The sequence below is a fragment of the Arthrobacter psychrolactophilus genome (genome assembly GCF_003219795.1).
GTDB lineage: Bacteria > Actinomycetota > Actinomycetes > Actinomycetales > Micrococcaceae > Specibacter > Specibacter psychrolactophilus.
Window position 1 is genome coordinate 1 of record NZ_QJVC01000008.1, and the last position, 14,843, is coordinate 14,843.

Here is a 14,843-nt window from a genome sequence, read left to right on the forward strand (position 1 = left end):
TGCGAAGCGCACCACATCATTCCCTGGCAACACGGCGGCGAAACCAACATCAACAACGCCGCCCTACTCTGTAGCAGACACCATTCCCTCCTTCACCACACCGACTGGAGCATGCAACTCATCCAGGGCACACCATTCTTCACCGCCCCCTACCTCCTAGACCCCAGTGAAACACCCCGCCGCAACACCTACCACCACGGACTACCCCGCCCCAACTACCCCACACTCCGCGGCCAAGGCTGGAACTAAAACCACACCCGTAACAAAAACAACGAGCCCCAGCCCAAAGGCCAGAACCCGCTGTTTATGCAAACACATCAAATGGAAGCGTCAAATTCAGCTATACAAATGTGAATTAAAAGTGAAAACTTTATTACTCCGGAAGAACGCTTTTGTAAACTTCCAATGTTTGCTCAACAATTGATTCCCACGAGAAATGGTCAGTTGCGCGCTGTCGACCTTTTTCACCCATAGAACGTGCACGAGTCGGGTCATTGACGACCTCAATCATGGCCGCAGCAAAATCTGCCACAAACTTATCTGGATCAAGCGGCGTTCCGGTACCATCTGAGACTTGCTCAAGTGGAACCAACAATCCAGTCTCTCCATGGGCGACAACCTCAGGAATTCCACCCGTGGCACTTGCAACAACAGCCGCACCGCAAGCCATAGCCTCAAGGTTGACGATGCCCAAGGGCTCGTAAATCGACGGGCAAGCAAAAACAGTTGCATGGCTGAGAACCTGAATGAGTTCAGCACGAGGCAACATCCGCTCGATAACAATGACGCCATCACGCTGGGCTTTGAGACCCTCGATCAATGCGTTAACTTCCGCGCCAAGCGCCGGCGTATCGGCCGCACCAGCGCACAGGACGAGCTGAACCTCTGGCGGCAGAGCAGCAGCAGCCTTCAAAAGGTACGGCACACCCTTTTGCCGCGTTACCCGTCCTACCCAAACGACGCTGGGACGGTCGGGGTCAATACCTAGGGCACGGACGGCGTCGTCATTTTCATCCCGTTGCCAGGTGTCGACATCGATCCCGTTGTGAATGACCTTTACTTTTTCAGGGTCAACATCGGGGTAACTACGCAGAATGTCCTGGCGCATACCGTCGGACACGGCGATGATGGCAGCAGCACCTTCATATGCAGTCTTTTCAACCCATGAGGAGACCGCATAACCGCCACCTAGCTGTTCGGCTTTCCAGGGGCGCAACGGTTCAAGACTATGAGCGCTGAGAACATGCGGAATTCCGTGCAGTAGCGAGGCAATATGACCGGCCATATTGGCGTACCACGTATGAGAATGCACAAGGCTAGAGCCCGCAATCTCAGGAATTACCTGCAAATCGACACCCAAAGTCTGGACGGCGGGATTCGCATCGTCAAGCTCCGGCAGGTTCTCATAGGAGCTCACAGTGGCTCCATGGAAGTCCGCTTCGCGGGGCTTGCCGAAAGCATGAACCCGTAAATCTACCTTCGCAGCGAGGACACGACTGAGCTCGGCAACATGCACGCCAGCCCCTCCGTAAATCTCGGGCGGGAATTCTTTCGTCACAATATCTATACGCACAGTCTCACGGTAGTCTGTCCGGACGGAATTGTTCTAGTGTGAAGTTGTTGTGACTCTCATGTGGAGCAACGTAGTGTAAATAAGAAGCTGTCGGAGGTTATGGATCATGTCAGTAAAGAAAGTTCTGGCAATCGTATTAGCAGGCGGTGAGGGTAAGCGTTTGATGCCCTTGACAGCGGACCGCGCAAAACCTGCAGTACCTTTTGCTGGTTTTCGCTTGGTCGACTTTGCCTTGTCGAATTTAGCGAATTCAGGCTATTTAAAAATTGTTGTGTTGACGCAATACAAGTCACACAGTCTGGACCGCCACATTTCTGAAACGTGGCGTATGTCTACCCAGTTGGGAAACTACGTCGCTTCCGTTCCTGCTCAGCAGCGACGCGGCAAAGACTGGTTCCTTGGCAGTGCCAATGCCATCTATCAGTCCATGAACCTCATCGTTGATGCCGAGCCCGACATCATCGTGGTGGTTGGTGCCGATCACGTCTACCGCATGGACTTCGAGCAGATGGTTCAGAGCCACATCAACTCTGGAGCGCGCGCCACAGTTGCCGCCGTTCGCCAGCCCCTGAACCTCGCCGACCAGTTCGGTGTTATTGAGGTCGATGGAGCTGAAATCCCGGGCGCCATCGGCGCTCACAAGATTTCCGCGTTTGTTGAGAAGCCTGCCACGACGCCGGGCTTGCCTGACGCCCCGGATCAGTTCCTGGCATCTATGGGTAACTACGTCTTTGACGCTGACGCTCTGGTCGAGGCTCTCGAGCTTGACGCAGTGACGGACGGTACGAAGCATGACATGGGTGGGGACATCATTCCTTACTTCGTGAACCGCGACGAAGCCTTTGTCTATGACTTCTCCACGAACGATATCCCGGACGCGACAGATCGTGATCGCAACTACTGGCGCGATGTCGGTACCATCGAGTCCTACTACGACGCACACATGGACCTCATCTCGCCGGTGCCGGTGTTCAACCTGTACAACCGTGCATGGCCGATCTTCACTCGAGGAACTACCTCGCCGCCGGCAAAGTTTGTTCGAGGTGAACGCAATTCCATCGGAGCTGCTCTGGACTCGATCGTCGCCCCCGGCGTCGTGGTGTCCGGTGGTGTCGTCGAGAACTCGGTCCTGTCCAATGACGTCTACGTCGGCACAGGAGCTCGCGTGCAGGATTCGGTCTTGATGGACAAGGTGATTGTTGGCGCCGGGGCTGTCGTACGCCGCGCCATCATCGATAAGAACGTCAGGATCCCTGCAGGGGCAACCATCGGTGTGGATCCTAAATTGGATAAAGCTCGAGGCTTCGCCATCACCGAAACTGGCCTGACGGTTCTCAGTAAGGGGCAAGTAGTTCCTGCCCCGGATGAGGCCGAACGGGCACTGGCTTTAGCGGCCGCTGCCGAACTCCCCGAGGCACTTGCTTTGGCTATTGGCCAAGACAAAATTGCTCAGAAAACCATCGATAAGGTGGTTGAAAACCAGGTCTCGGCGATCGAGTCGGTTCTACCCGCGCCATGAGGCTAAAATTGTGGGGTGACTGCCCCTGACTTAACCCCTGAAGAAATCCAAAATTGTCTTAAAGTTTTGGAGAACATCCATGTCTATGACGAAGAGCATCCCGACTATGTCCTGGTTCGCCGGGCTACAGGAAAGATGTTCAAGGCAGTCAAACGCTACCGTCGCAACGTCAAGCGTGACGCCGTCAATGACGCCGACAAGGCTGTTCTTGCGAAAACCGCGACAGCAGCACCTGACCGCATAGACGATGAAACTCGGGGCAATAAGCTCAAGCCGTCAACCACAGGCGCTACGGCGGGAACGCTTTTGCGTTCCCGCCCCTGCTACATCTGCAAGCAGCGCTACACGCAGGTGGATGCCTTCTATCACCAGCTGTGCCCAGAGTGTGCCGAGTTCAACCACTCCAAACGTGATGCCCGAACAGACCTCACAGGCAAGCGCGCCCTCCTCACGGGTGGCCGCGCCAAGATCGGCATGTACATTGCGCTGCGACTGCTCCGTGATGGCGCGCACACCACTATCACGACCCGCTTCCCCAAAGATGCCGCTCGCCGTTTCGCCGCCATGGAAGATAGCAGCGAGTGGATTCACCGCCTGCGGATTGTGGGTATTGACCTCCGCGACCCGAGCCAGGTAGTAGCCCTCACGGATTCCCTGATCGAGGCTGGACCGCTCGACATCATCATCAACAATGCCGCCCAGACGGTCCGTCGCTCAGGCAACGCCTACAAGCCGTTGGTGGACGCTGAGCTGGAAGAGCTCCCCACTAACACCCCCATGCCGGAGCTGGTCACCTTTGGCCATGCCCATGACAAGCACCCGCTGGCCCTGGCTACCCAGATGATGGAACACCCGCAGCTTGCCGGCGATGAGATTGCCGCCCTGGCGCTGTCGATGGGTTCGGCTTCGTTGGAGCGCATCGAGGCTGGCACGGCCATCGACGCTGGCGGTCTGGTCCCAGATATTGCCACGATCAATAGCTGGACTCAGGTCGTCGATCAGGTTGATCCTTTGGAAATGCTCGAGGTGCAGCTGTGCAACGTCACGGCGCCGTTCCTGTTGGTCTCGCGTCTGCGCCCGGCTATGAAGGCTTCGACCGCGGACCGCAAGTACATCGTTAATGTCTCAGCCATGGAGGGCCAGTTCTCCCGCGCCTACAAGGGCCCCGGCCACCCCCACACCAATATGGCGAAGGCAGCGCTGAACATGCTCACGCGCACCAGCGCCAAGGAAATGTTGGACGAGGACGGCATCCTCATGACCGCCGTCGACACCGGCTGGATCACCGACGAACGCCCGCACTTCACCAAGGTTCGCCTAGCCGAGGAGGGCTTCCATGCTCCCCTGGACTTGGTCGACGGCGCGGCCCGCGTCTATGATCCCATCGTCATGGGCGAGGGTGGCGAAGACCAGTACGGCGTCTTCCTTAAGGATTACAAGCCCAGCCCGTGGTAAAGCCCGACGGCGCCAGCCCCACCTTTGGGGGCACGGCGCGTTCCTTAGCACCTGGCCTTGCCGCAGCATTCGGGGCGGTTGTCGTTTCCCTCCTGGTACACACACTGGTGCCGGTGGTCCCGGCCATGACAGTCGCCGTCGTACTCGGCATCGCCGCAGTGAACCTGCCCGGCAGCACCGCACTCTGTCAGGGACCATGGCGGGCGGGGCTGAACTTTGCCGGCAAACATCTCATGCGCGTCGGCATCGTCATCCTGGGCCTCAAGCTGAGCCTGGGCGACATCATGGATCTGGGCTGGCTCAGCGTGGGCCTTGTCGTGGCCGTGGTGTTACTCAGCTTTGCCGGAACCCTTGCTTTGGGGAAGCTGTTTAAGCTCGACGGCGACACTCCCCTGTTGATTGCCACCGGCTTTTCGATCTGTGGGGCCTCGGCGATTGGCGCCATGGCTGCCGTCAAAGGCACTAAACATGAGGACACGGTATTGCCGGTCGCCCTCGTGACCCTGTGCGGCACACTCGCGATCGGCGTCCTGCCGTTGCTCATGACCCCGCTGGGGCTCACACCGCTGCGCTTTGGCCAGTGGGTCGGCGCGGGTGTTCACGATGTGGGTCAGGTCGTGGCCACCGCGCAGACGGCCGGCGCAGTGGCGCTCAGCGCGGCCATTGTCATCAAGCTGACGCGCGTCTTGCTCCTGGCACCCATCGTGGCGGTCACCGGTGTCATCGAGCGCAGGCGCCATGCGCGTTCCTCGGCGCTTAACGGTGGCGCGGACTCGAAGTTTCCACCCGTTATTCCGCTGTTCGTGATTGGTTTCCTGCTCATGGTTGCCTTGCGCAGCACGGGCTGGCTTTCCGAGGGCGTCATCGAAACTGGCGCGCTGCTCCAGGACATCGCCTTGGGTGCCGCACTCTTTGGCCTTGGTTCCAGCGTGCGGGTGCGGGAGTTGCTGGAGACCGGCCTGCGCGCCACGGTCATGGCGTTGTGTTCCTGGGCGCTCATTGCTGCTCTCGCCTTCGGTGCGGTGCACCTCATGGCCAGCTAGGGCTTCCAGCTGACGGCGGGTCCGGCAGAAGCGTGATTGAATAAATTGGTGTCTAATATTAATCTTTTGCGCAGTGAAGCCGCAGCCCGAAAAGCCCGTGTCAGTGTCAGCCACTACGACGTCGAACTGGATCTAAGCCAGGCCGCCGATCTGAGTGTTCCGGGGTTTTCAAGCCGCACCACCATCAATTTTTCGGCCAACAGCACGGCCGGCACCTTCCTTGACTTCATCGGTCTGAGTGTGGAGTCGGTTCGTCTGAACGGCCAGGAGCTTAACGTCTCCGAGGTTGTCGATGCTCAGCGTATTAAGCTGCCGATTCTGGCGCCGGAGAACGAGGTGGTTGTCACCGCAACCGCCGCATACTCCAGCAGCGGCGAGGGTCTGCACCGCTTCGTCGACCCGGCCGACGGCCAGACATACACCTACACGCAGTACGAACCGGCCGATGCGCGCCGCGTCTTTGCCAACTTCGAACAGCCGGACCTCAAGTCGCCGTACACCTTCCACGTCACGGCGCCGAACGGCTGGGAAGTAGCCTCCAACCAGTCCGTCGCCCTCAAGAGCATCGGCGCAGATGCCACGCGCTGGGACTTTGACACCACACTGCCCATCTCCACGTACATCACCACCGTGCTGGCCGGCCCATACTTCAAGGCCGAGGATCACTTCTCCATGTCCTTCGGCACCAGCAGCAAGCATCACGGCGAAACCCTGGACATCCCCCTGGCCGCCTACTGCCGCGCCTCGCTGGCCCCGAACTTTGACAGCGCCGAGATCTTCCAGGTCACCAAGGCCGGCCTGGCGTACTTCAACGAGCTCTTCGACTTCCCCTACCCCTTCGGCAAGTATGATCAGGCCTTTGTCCCCGAATACAACCTGGGCGCGATGGAAAATCCCGGCCTCGTGACCTTCACGGAAGCCTACGTATTCACCTCCCGTGCCACGGATTCCGCGTATCAAAAACGCGCCAACACGATCATGCACGAAATGGCGCACATGTGGTTTGGCGACCTCGTGACCATGGGTTGGTGGGATGATCTGTGGCTCAAGGAGTCCTTCGCCGACTTCATGGGACATCTCGCGGTCTCGGAGGCCACGCCCTGGGGCTCGAAGTCGTGGACCCTGTTTGCCAGCAGTCGCAAGGCCTGGGCCTACACGCAGGACCAGCTGCCCACCACGCACCCCATCACGGCGGACATCCCCGATCTCGAGGCGGCTAAGGCGAACTTCGATGGCATCACCTACGCTAAGGGCGCCTCGGTGCTCAAGCAGTTGGTGGCCTATGTGGGTAAGGATGCCTTCTTTGCGGGAGCCCGCGAGTACTTCGTGGCGCATCAATACGCCAATACCTCGCTCACTGATCTGCTGACTCCCCTGAGCGCTGCCTCGGGCCGCGAGCTGGGCGAGTGGGCCCAGAAGTGGCTCCAGACCTCTGGCATGTCCACCCTGACGCCGCGTCTGGACATTGCCGACGGCAAGATTGCCTCCCTCGAGATCACTCAGCTCTCCGTGGATCCCATCACGGGCTTGGAATCCTTGCGTCCCCATCGTCTGGCTGTTGGCTTCTTCACGAACGACGGCGGAACCCTCGTGCGCACGCACTCGATCACACTCGATGTGGCCGGGTCCGTGACGCAGGTGCCCGGTGCCGCGGGCCTGCCGGCCCCGGATCTGGTGCTCGTCAACGATGAGGATCTCAGCTACGCCAAGGTCAGATTCGACGACGTCTCTCTCGCCTCCGCGTTGGCCTCGGTGAGCACCATTGCCGATCCCCTCTCGCGCTCCCTCGTCTGGTCTGTGTTGTGGAACGCGACGCGGGATGCCCTCCTGCCAGCGGAACTGTACCTGAACGCCGTCGCCCACCATGGCGGTGGCGAGAGCGACATCAGCCTGCTGCAAACTCTGGCCGACAACGCCATTCATGCCCTGGGCGCGTACTGCCCTGCGGGGAAGCGCGCAGCGGCACGCGAACATGTCATCACAGGCTTCCGCGCGCACCTCTCACAGTCTGTTCCCGGCAGCGATGAGCAGCTCGTGTGGACCCGGGCTCTGGCCGTTGTGGGTCGTGGCAGCGATACTCAGGTGGCGAGCAGTCGCGCCCTGCTCGCCGGCGTGGATGTGCCCGAGGGACTCTCGGTTGACGGTGAGCTGCGCTGGCTCTTGTGGCAGCAGCTGGCAGCCAGAGGTCAGGCCACTAGTGCGGAGCTGGACGCCGAGCTCGCGGCCAATACCACTGCCGAGTTCCGTGCCCATCACGTCACGGCCGTGGCGGCACTACCTGAGGCCGAGCGCAAGGCACAGGCTTGGCAGGAGGCAGTCGAGCAGACGAAGCTCAGCAATCAATTGCTCAGCGCTACCATCGCGGGCTTCATGATGGCGGGGGCTGAGCTGCTGGACCCCTACGTCGAGCCGTACTTCGAGGTCCTTGAGAAGATTTGGGCCGAGCGGAGTCTTGGCATTGCCGGGCGCATTGTGCGCGAGCTGTTCCCAGCGCATCAGGATCTGCTGCCGGGTGCCTTGCCCGAGCAACAGCCTGTGTTGGTGCGCACGGATCGGTGGTTGGCCGAGCACGCGACGGCCGCCAATGGCTTGCGTCGTATCATCCTCGAACAGCGCGATCAATTGCACCGTTCGCTCAGGGCACAGGCCCTGCAGCGTTAGCGTAGAGGCGGGACGGAAAGCGAGCGAGAGCCACAGGAATAACTTTAGCCTTCAACTAGTTAGAGTTGAGTATGGCCACACGAACCCTGTATATCTCGCTCGCGTCCGTTCTAGCCCTGGCACTCATCATCGCTGGCGTCTGGTGGGGAGTCCGCTCCTCCTCAGCGACAGGCAACGATAAGCCCGCGGCGGCAACCCTGCTCGACGGCACGCAGATGGGTGTTGTCGAACTGTTGACGGCCGATCTGGCCCCCATGCGCTCGTATTATGTCGACGCTGTGGGCCTGGAGGTCCTGCAGGAATCGGCCGATCGGCTCAGCCTCGGCCGCGAGGGCACGGAGCTGTTGAGTATCGTGCACGCTCCGGAGCGAGCCGCCGACAGCCCGGCGAACGCGGGCCTCTACCACTCGGCGCTGCTGTACCCCAATGAGACATCGTTGGCCAGCGTCTTGATGAACATCGCCACGACGGCACCGCAAAGTTATTCCGGCAGTGCGGATCATTCCGTGAGCCTGGCCTTTTATTTCCAGGACCCTGATGGCAACGGCCTAGAGCTCTACGCCGACACCCCGGAAGATAGCTGGGAATGGAAGAACGGCCTCGTCACGATGGGCGCGGCACCCCTGGATCCCAACGCCTTCATTCAGAAGCACCTCGGCTCAGCCGCAGCCACGCCGGCCAGCAACGACTCACCCAGCATGGGTCATGTGCATCTGCGCGTGGGAGATCTCGACCAGGCCCGGTCGTTTTACGCTGACACGCTCGGCTTTGCCGTGACCGCCGAATCCGAGGGGGCGCTCTTTTATGCCGCAGGCGGCTACCACCATCACCTGGCAACCAACACCTGGGGTAGCGCCAACGCCGCCGAACGGCCCGAATCACTCGGGCTGGGCAGCCTCACGATCCAGCTCACGAGCGAGGCCGAACTCGTCGCCGCCACGGCGCGCCTCTCCGATGCTGGTCTGGAGTTCACCCAGGACGGCGGCATGGTGACCGTCAACGATCCCTGGGGTAACACCGTGAGGCTGCTCACTTAAGAGCTCCGACCCTCTTCCAGGCCCTCTCCTGCTCCCGGGAAACCTTAAGGGACGCGGTGGAGCCACTCCGCCGTGCCGAACTTAGCCTCGACCCGGCGCTGCGCCTCAGCCAATTCCGCACTCGTCAACACCGAGGGCTTGGCGTTGTAACGGTCGGCGAAGGTCGTTGACATCCGCTCGACGATCTCCGCACGGCTCATGCCGCTCTGACGACGCAAGGGATCCACGCGCTTCTTCGCGGAGCGCGTGCCCTTGTCAGAGAGCTTTTCCTTGCCGATGCGCAAGACCTCGACCATTTTGTCAGCGTCAATGTCGTAGCTCATCGTGACGTGGTGGAGCAGACCGCCCTTGCCGAAACGCTTTTGGGCGGCTCCGCCAATCTTGCCCTTGTCCGTGGCAATGTCGTTGAGGGGGACATAAAACGCCTCGATACCCATGGACTCCAGGGCCGCCATGACCCAGGTGTCGAGGAACTTGTAGGAATCCTCAAAGCTGAGCCCATCAACCAGGGTCTGCGGTACGTACAGCGAATAGGTGATGCAGTTTCCGGCTTCCATGAACATGGCGCCACCGCCGGTGATGCGGCGAACCACATTCACGCCATGCTTCTTGACGCCTTCAGGATCCAGTTCGTTGCGCACGGACTGGAAGCTGCCGATCACTACAGAGCGCTCGTCCCAGTCCCAGAAGCGCAGCGTGGGATTGCGGGTTCCGGCGCCAACCTCCTCGGCCAACACCTCATCCAGGGCCACATTCAGGGCCGTCGGCAGCACCGTGGGTGCGATGATGTCCCATTCGTGATCTACCCAGCTGGAGGCCTTCGTGAGCGCACGGCGCACGGCGATCGAGACGGCTTGGGCCGAGAAGCCAAAGAGCACCACATCCTCCGACAGGGCCGCCGTGACGGCCGCGGCAATCTCGGCACCGGGAAGATCCGCGGAGAGCCCATTCAGGGCAGCGTTGATGTCATCCAGCGCCTCGTCGGGCTCGAGGAAGAAGTCGCCGCTGACCCGGACGTTGGAGAGCACGCCGTCCCTGATGGAGCAGTCCACCACAACGAGCTTTCCGCCGTGGACCTTGTATTCGCCATGCAATGATTCAGTCATAAAATCAGTCTTTCAGAAGCTGCGGGATATAAAAACAGGGCCCACACCAATTGGTGCGGACCCTATTCTCGTAAAGCGTTGGAAAGAAGTATTACTTCTTGCCGAAGCCAGCGAAACGAGCGTTGAAGCGCTCGACGCGGCCGGCGCTGTCCATGATGCGCTGCTTACCCGTGTAGAACGGGTGTGACTCGGAGGAGATTTCCACGTCGATGACGGGGTAGGTGTTGCCATCTTCCCATTCAATGGTCTTCGTGGACGTCGCGGTGGAGCGCGTCAGGAACTTGGTGTCAGAAGCCAAGTCGTTGAAAACGATTGCTTCGTACTTCGGGTGAGCGTTCTGCTTCACTTTAAACCTCAGAGTGTAATTGCCTGGATTTTGCCAGACAGATGAATGTTATGGTCACAAGGACCAGCTAGAAACTTTACCGTCTCCAACCCATTTCGCCAAGCCCGACACGATTTAGCCGAGTTTCTGCAACGCTTCGAGGGCTTGGTCGGCGTGGACATTCATATTGGTTTCGCTGGACAGCTCAAATTTCAGGCGCCCATCCTGGCCCACGATGAAGGTGGCCCGCTTGGTGGGCAGGGACATGGCTAAGAGTCGACGCCGAACCCCAAAGAGATCTGCCACCTCACCGTTGAGGTCACTCAGGAGGGGGTACGAGAGAGAGTTTTTGTTCGCAAACTCCAGTTGCTTTGCTTCCGCGTCGGTGCTGATGCCCACGATGGCGGCCCCCGCCGCCGCAAAGTCGGCCTGAAGGTCCCGGAAATGGCAGGCCTCCTTCGTGCAGCCACCGCTTCCTGCCAGAGGGTAAAAGAAGATTACGAGGGGTCCCGCGGTCGTCAATTCCTTCAGGGTTCGCACGTTTCCGTGCTGATCGGGCAAAGAAAAATCGGGAACTTCCTGCTCAAGTTTCATGACCCCAGCCTATCCCTCTTCGGCGGCGACGGCGGTGGCGAAAAAGGCAACGGCGCTGGCCGCGGCAACGTTGAGTGAGTCGACACCGGCCTTCATGGGAATCATGACGGCATGATCGGCCTGAGCCAAGGTCCGGGCCTTGAGCCCGTCACCCTCGGTTCCCAGTATGAGGGCCAACTTCTCGTCATTGCGGGCGGCGAGTTGCTGAATAGTCAACGATTCGGGCACCAAGGCCAGAGCCGCCGTCGTAAATCCAGCCGCACGCAGCACCTCCATGCCACCTGGCCACTCGGGAAGCCGGGCCCACGGCACCTGGAACACGGTGCCCATGCTGACGCGGATGCTGCGTCGGTAGAGCGGGTCGGCGCAGCGCGGGGTCACCACGACGGCGTCGACACCCAGGGCGGCGGCGGAACGAAAAATCGCGCCAATATTGGTGTGGTCCACGATGTCCTCGAGCACTGCGATCCGGCGCGCTCCGGAGAGAAGAGCGTCGAGGTCGAGCGGGGCCGGGCGGTGCATGGCGGCCATGGCGCCGCGGTGGAGGTTGAAGCCCGTGATGGCTTCGAGGATTTCCGGCGTTCCCACATACACGGGGATGTGTTCGTACTCGGCCAGGATGCTGGCCAGATCTGGCAGCCAACGCTCGGTCATGAAGAAGGAGCGGGGCTCATGGCCAGCGGCCAGGGCGCGGCGGATGACCTTGAGGCTTTCAGCGATAAACAAGCCCTCGGCGGGCTCCTTACGCCGGCGCAGTTGCACGTCCGTCAAGGACAAATAGTCGCTGACGCGGGGATCTTGTGCGTCGTCAATATGGATAATCACGCGGACACCAGTTTCTGAACCATGAAGAAGAGAGCTACGAGTCCGAGGACCACGATGACTGTGCGGAGCACTACGGGCGGGAGCTTGCGGCCAATACGGGCGCCCACGAAGCCGCCTACGAGTGAGCTGACGGCGATTAAGCCAACAACACTCCAGATGATCTTGTCGGGGGCGAAAAGAAGATATGAAATGGCGGCCACGATGTTGACCGTCAGTGACAGCACATTCTTGACGGCATTGGAATTCTGCAGCGTGCCGCGCATGAAGATTCCTAGAATCGCCACGAGCAAGACGCCCTGGGCCGCAACAAAGTAGCCGCCGTACACACCGGCTAGGTACACCAGCACCATCATGAGGACGTCGTGAGATCGGCCCGCGGGCGCCACCTCGCGCCGTTTCTTGATGGCGGCCTGCAGCCGCGGCTGGAAGATGACGAGCGTCAGCGCCAGAACGATCAGAATCGGCGCGACGAAGTGGAAGACCTGCTCGGGCAGGTGCAGGAGCAGATACGCACCCGTGATGCCACCGAGCAGGGATGCGGGTACGAGACGGGCGAGGTTATGCCCCATCCCCCGCAGCTCGCGGCGATACCCCCAGGTACCCGAGACGCCCCCGGCGATGAGGCCCATGGCGTTGCTGACAACGGCCATGACCGGCGCAATTCCGAGGGCGATCAGGATGGGAAAGGTCACCAACGTTCCCGAACCCACCACGGTGTTGATGGTTCCGGCCCAGAGACCGCCCAGCAGGATAAATATTGATTCGAGGGCGTTCACGGGTGCGGCGGGATCCTAGTGGCGTGCGGTTGCTGTGTAGCGACCGGCGTTGTTGGAGACGTTCAGGGGCAGGCCAAAGGTCGTGCTGAGGTTTTCCTCGGTCAAGACCTCCGTCATGGGTCCCTGAGCCACCACGGCACCGTCGCGCAGGAGCAGCGCGTGGGTGAAGCCCGGGGGGATTTCTTCGAGGTGGTGAGTGACCAGGACGGTGCTCGGCGCCATGGGGTCGGCAGCCAATTCGCTCAGGCGCTTCACGAGGCCTTCACGGCCGGCCAGGTCAAGACCGGCGCCCGGCTCATCCAGCAGCAGCAGTTCGGGGTCGGTCATCAAGGCGCGGGCGATCTGAACGCGCTTGCGTTCGCCGTCGCTGAGGGATGCGAAGGGGCGGTTGAAGAAGGTGGAGACACCCCACTCTTCGAGGAGGCGGAAGGCACGGCGTTCGTCGTCGCGCTCGTAGTCTTCACGCCAGCGGCCGGTGACGCCATAGGAGGCCGTCACCACCACATTCAAAACTTTTTCGTGCTCCGGGATCTGATGGGCAACGCTTGCCGATGCGACGCCGATGCGGGGGCGTAGTTCGAAGACGTCAACGGCTCCGAGGACCTCATCCAAAATTCCCGCAACACCGCGGGTGGGGTGCATCCGCGCGCCCGCAATTTGCAACAAGGTACTCTTGCCGGCGCCATTGGGGCCCAAGACAACCCAACGTTCACCTTCAGCGACGCGCCAATCAACATTATTCAACAGTGTTTTGGTGCCGCGGACCACGCTGACACCGGCCAATCCCAGAACTTCACTCATAACTACTGAGCCTATGACACGAGGGGTCACCAACGCTAACTGGGCGCGCATTTCTGCGCCTTATGTGAGCCATGATTCACAGCCGAAGGGGGCGCAATGGATAGAATCGAGAGTATGCCTTCCACTTTCACAGCAGTCAGCTATGCCACAACGCTCACCCCCGCAGCCCTTGACACCGTTCGCTCGGTCTTGGCCGAGCACGGCTACACGGTCGCCTCCGAACGCCGTGAGAGCCATCCCGGCTTTGACGCCGTCGTCTTGGAACTGGGTTCCCTGAACCCTTCCGGGACTACCGATGAGCAGGGCGCGGCCCGTTTGGCTCGCCTACGCGCGGCGCTGGCCGTGGCCGGTGGCAACGAGGTGAGCACCGCCGTCGTGCCTGATTCACTGCGCGCCGCGGAACGCAAGTTCATCATCATGGATGTTGACTCGACCCTCATCCAGCAGGAAGTCATTGAACTCTTGGCCGCTCATGCAGGCACAGAGGTCGAGGTGGCTCAGGTGACCGAGGCCGCCATGCGCGGGGAGTTGGACTTTGCCCAGAGCCTGCATCATCGAGTGGCCACACTGGCCGGCCTGCCCGAAAGCGTATTGGCCGAAGTTGGCGCAAAAATTAAGCTCTCCGTAGGTGCCGAGCGCCTCGTGGCTCAGGCCAAGGCCGCCGGTCACGTCGTGGCTGCCGTCTCGGGAGGCTTCTCCCAGATCCTCGCTCCCCTCGCCGAACGCTTGGGACTGGATTACGCCATGGCGAACGATCTGGAGATCATCGACGGGGTACTGACGGGCAAGGTCTCCGGGGCTGTTGTAGATCGGGCTGCTAAGGCCACGCAGCTGCGCCTATGGAGCCAAGAGTCCGGCATTGCTCCGCAGGCCACGATGGCTATTGGCGATGGCGCCAATGACCTCGACATGATGGCCGCGGCGGGTCTGGGTGTGGCCTTCAACGCCAAGCCGGCCGTGCGGGCTGTCGCCGACGCGCAGATCAATCTGCCGAACCTCGACGTGGCGCTGGCCCTAGCCAACATTGCCTGATCCAGCACTGCCTCAGGTTCTCTAGACACCAGCTTTAAACGCCGACCGCTCCCGCACTGACTGCACAGTGCGGGAGCGGTCGGCGTTTAACCCTCG

14 protein-coding genes are annotated in these 14,843 nt (G+C 60.7%); 7 read left to right on the forward strand and 7 right to left on the reverse strand.

The window, feature by feature from the left end:
* Window positions 1-249, forward strand: a 249-nt coding sequence (locus CVS30_RS09825) for an HNH endonuclease (RefSeq protein ID WP_146233381.1), incomplete at its 5' end; no start/stop codon positions are given.
* 124 nt (window positions 250-373) lie between these two features.
* On the opposite strand, the gene glgA is transcribed toward CVS30_RS09825, so the two are convergent.
* Entirely contained in the window at window positions 374-1,573 is a 1,200-nt protein-coding gene (glgA, locus tag CVS30_RS09830) for a glycogen synthase (protein WP_110485168.1), read from the reverse strand.
* Window positions 1,574-1,679: 106 nt separating this feature from the next.
* Between glgA and glgC the strand changes: the two genes are divergently transcribed.
* From glgC to CVS30_RS09855, 5 genes are all read left to right on the forward strand, one after another.
* Entirely contained in the window at window positions 1,680-3,092 is a 1,413-nt protein-coding gene (glgC, locus tag CVS30_RS09835; protein WP_181419765.1) for a glucose-1-phosphate adenylyltransferase, read from the forward strand.
* Window positions 3,093-3,107: 15 nt separating this feature from the next.
* Window positions 3,108-4,547 carry an SDR family NAD(P)-dependent oxidoreductase gene (locus tag CVS30_RS09840; RefSeq protein WP_110485170.1) on the forward strand — a complete coding sequence of 480 codons (1,440 nt, stop codon included), beginning with the start codon at window positions 3,108-3,110 and terminating at the stop codon, window positions 4,545-4,547.
* A complete protein-coding gene (locus CVS30_RS09845) occupies window positions 4,541-5,590 on the forward strand; it encodes a YeiH family protein (protein ID WP_110485171.1) in 1,050 nt (349 codons plus the stop codon). The genes CVS30_RS09840 and CVS30_RS09845 overlap by 7 nt, the downstream gene beginning before the upstream one ends.
* 48 nt (window positions 5,591-5,638) lie before the next feature.
* Window positions 5,639-8,251: an aminopeptidase N gene (gene pepN / locus CVS30_RS09850; protein ID WP_110485172.1), complete on the forward strand. Its 2,613-nt coding sequence runs from the start codon at window positions 5,639-5,641 to the stop codon at window positions 8,249-8,251.
* A 71-nt stretch (window positions 8,252-8,322) separates the two neighbouring features.
* Complete coding sequence (locus CVS30_RS09855) at window positions 8,323-9,288, forward strand: VOC family protein (RefSeq protein WP_110485173.1); 966 nt, start codon at window positions 8,323-8,325, stop codon at window positions 9,286-9,288.
* A 44-nt stretch (window positions 9,289-9,332) separates the two neighbouring features.
* On the opposite strand, the gene lplAB is transcribed toward CVS30_RS09855, so the two are convergent.
* From lplAB to CVS30_RS09885, 6 genes are all read right to left on the reverse strand, one after another.
* Window positions 9,333-10,394 (reverse strand): lipoate-protein ligase LplAB, encoded by a 1,062-nt coding sequence (gene lplAB / locus CVS30_RS09860; protein WP_110485174.1) that lies wholly within the window; start codon window positions 10,392-10,394, stop codon window positions 9,333-9,335.
* 91 nt (window positions 10,395-10,485) lie between these two features.
* Window positions 10,486-10,740, reverse strand: a complete 255-nt coding sequence (locus tag CVS30_RS09865; protein ID WP_110485175.1) for a type B 50S ribosomal protein L31 — start codon at window positions 10,738-10,740, stop codon at window positions 10,486-10,488.
* Window positions 10,741-10,854: 114 nt separating this feature from the next.
* A complete protein-coding gene (locus CVS30_RS09870; protein WP_110485176.1) occupies window positions 10,855-11,313 on the reverse strand; it encodes a peroxiredoxin in 459 nt (152 codons plus the stop codon).
* Window positions 11,314-11,322: 9 nt separating this feature from the next.
* Complete coding sequence (locus CVS30_RS09875; protein WP_110485177.1) at window positions 11,323-12,138, reverse strand: TrmH family RNA methyltransferase; 816 nt, start codon at window positions 12,136-12,138, stop codon at window positions 11,323-11,325.
* Window positions 12,135-12,914, reverse strand: coding sequence for a sulfite exporter TauE/SafE family protein (locus CVS30_RS09880; RefSeq protein WP_110485178.1), 780 nt, complete (start codon window positions 12,912-12,914; stop codon window positions 12,135-12,137). Before CVS30_RS09880 ends, CVS30_RS09875 begins: the two co-directional genes overlap by 4 nt.
* 15 nt (window positions 12,915-12,929) lie before the next feature.
* Window positions 12,930-13,715 carry an ABC transporter ATP-binding protein gene (locus CVS30_RS09885; RefSeq protein ID WP_110485179.1) on the reverse strand — a complete coding sequence of 262 codons (786 nt, stop codon included), beginning with the start codon at window positions 13,713-13,715 and terminating at the stop codon, window positions 12,930-12,932.
* 114 nt (window positions 13,716-13,829) lie between these two features.
* Here CVS30_RS09885 and serB point away from each other — a divergent pair, with 114 nt between their 5' ends.
* The gene (gene serB, locus CVS30_RS09890; RefSeq protein ID WP_110485180.1) at window positions 13,830-14,747 is read left to right on the forward strand and encodes a phosphoserine phosphatase SerB; all 918 of its coding nucleotides are present in this window, start codon (window positions 13,830-13,832) and stop codon (window positions 14,745-14,747) included.
* The last annotated feature ends 96 nt before the right edge of the window (window positions 14,748-14,843 follow it).

What these genes read in the sequence shown, in the direction of transcription:
- glgC (WP_181419765.1), top strand. Translation starts at nt 1,680, where the DNA reads ATGTCAGTAAAGAAAGTTCTGGCAATCGTATTAGCAGGCGGTGAGGGT.
- CVS30_RS09855 (WP_110485173.1), top strand. Translation starts at nt 8,323, where the DNA reads ATGGCCACACGAACCCTGTATATCTCGCTCGCGTCCGTTCTAGCCCTG.
- lplAB (WP_110485174.1), bottom strand. Translation starts at nt 10,394, where the DNA reads ATGACTGAATCATTGCATGGCGAATACAAGGTCCACGGCGGAAAGCTC.
- CVS30_RS09870 (WP_110485176.1), bottom strand. Translation starts at nt 11,313, where the DNA reads ATGAAACTTGAGCAGGAAGTTCCCGATTTTTCTTTGCCCGATCAGCAC.
- CVS30_RS09885 (WP_110485179.1), bottom strand. Translation starts at nt 13,715, where the DNA reads ATGAGTGAAGTTCTGGGATTGGCCGGTGTCAGCGTGGTCCGCGGCACC.
- serB (WP_110485180.1), top strand. Translation starts at nt 13,830, where the DNA reads ATGCCTTCCACTTTCACAGCAGTCAGCTATGCCACAACGCTCACCCCC.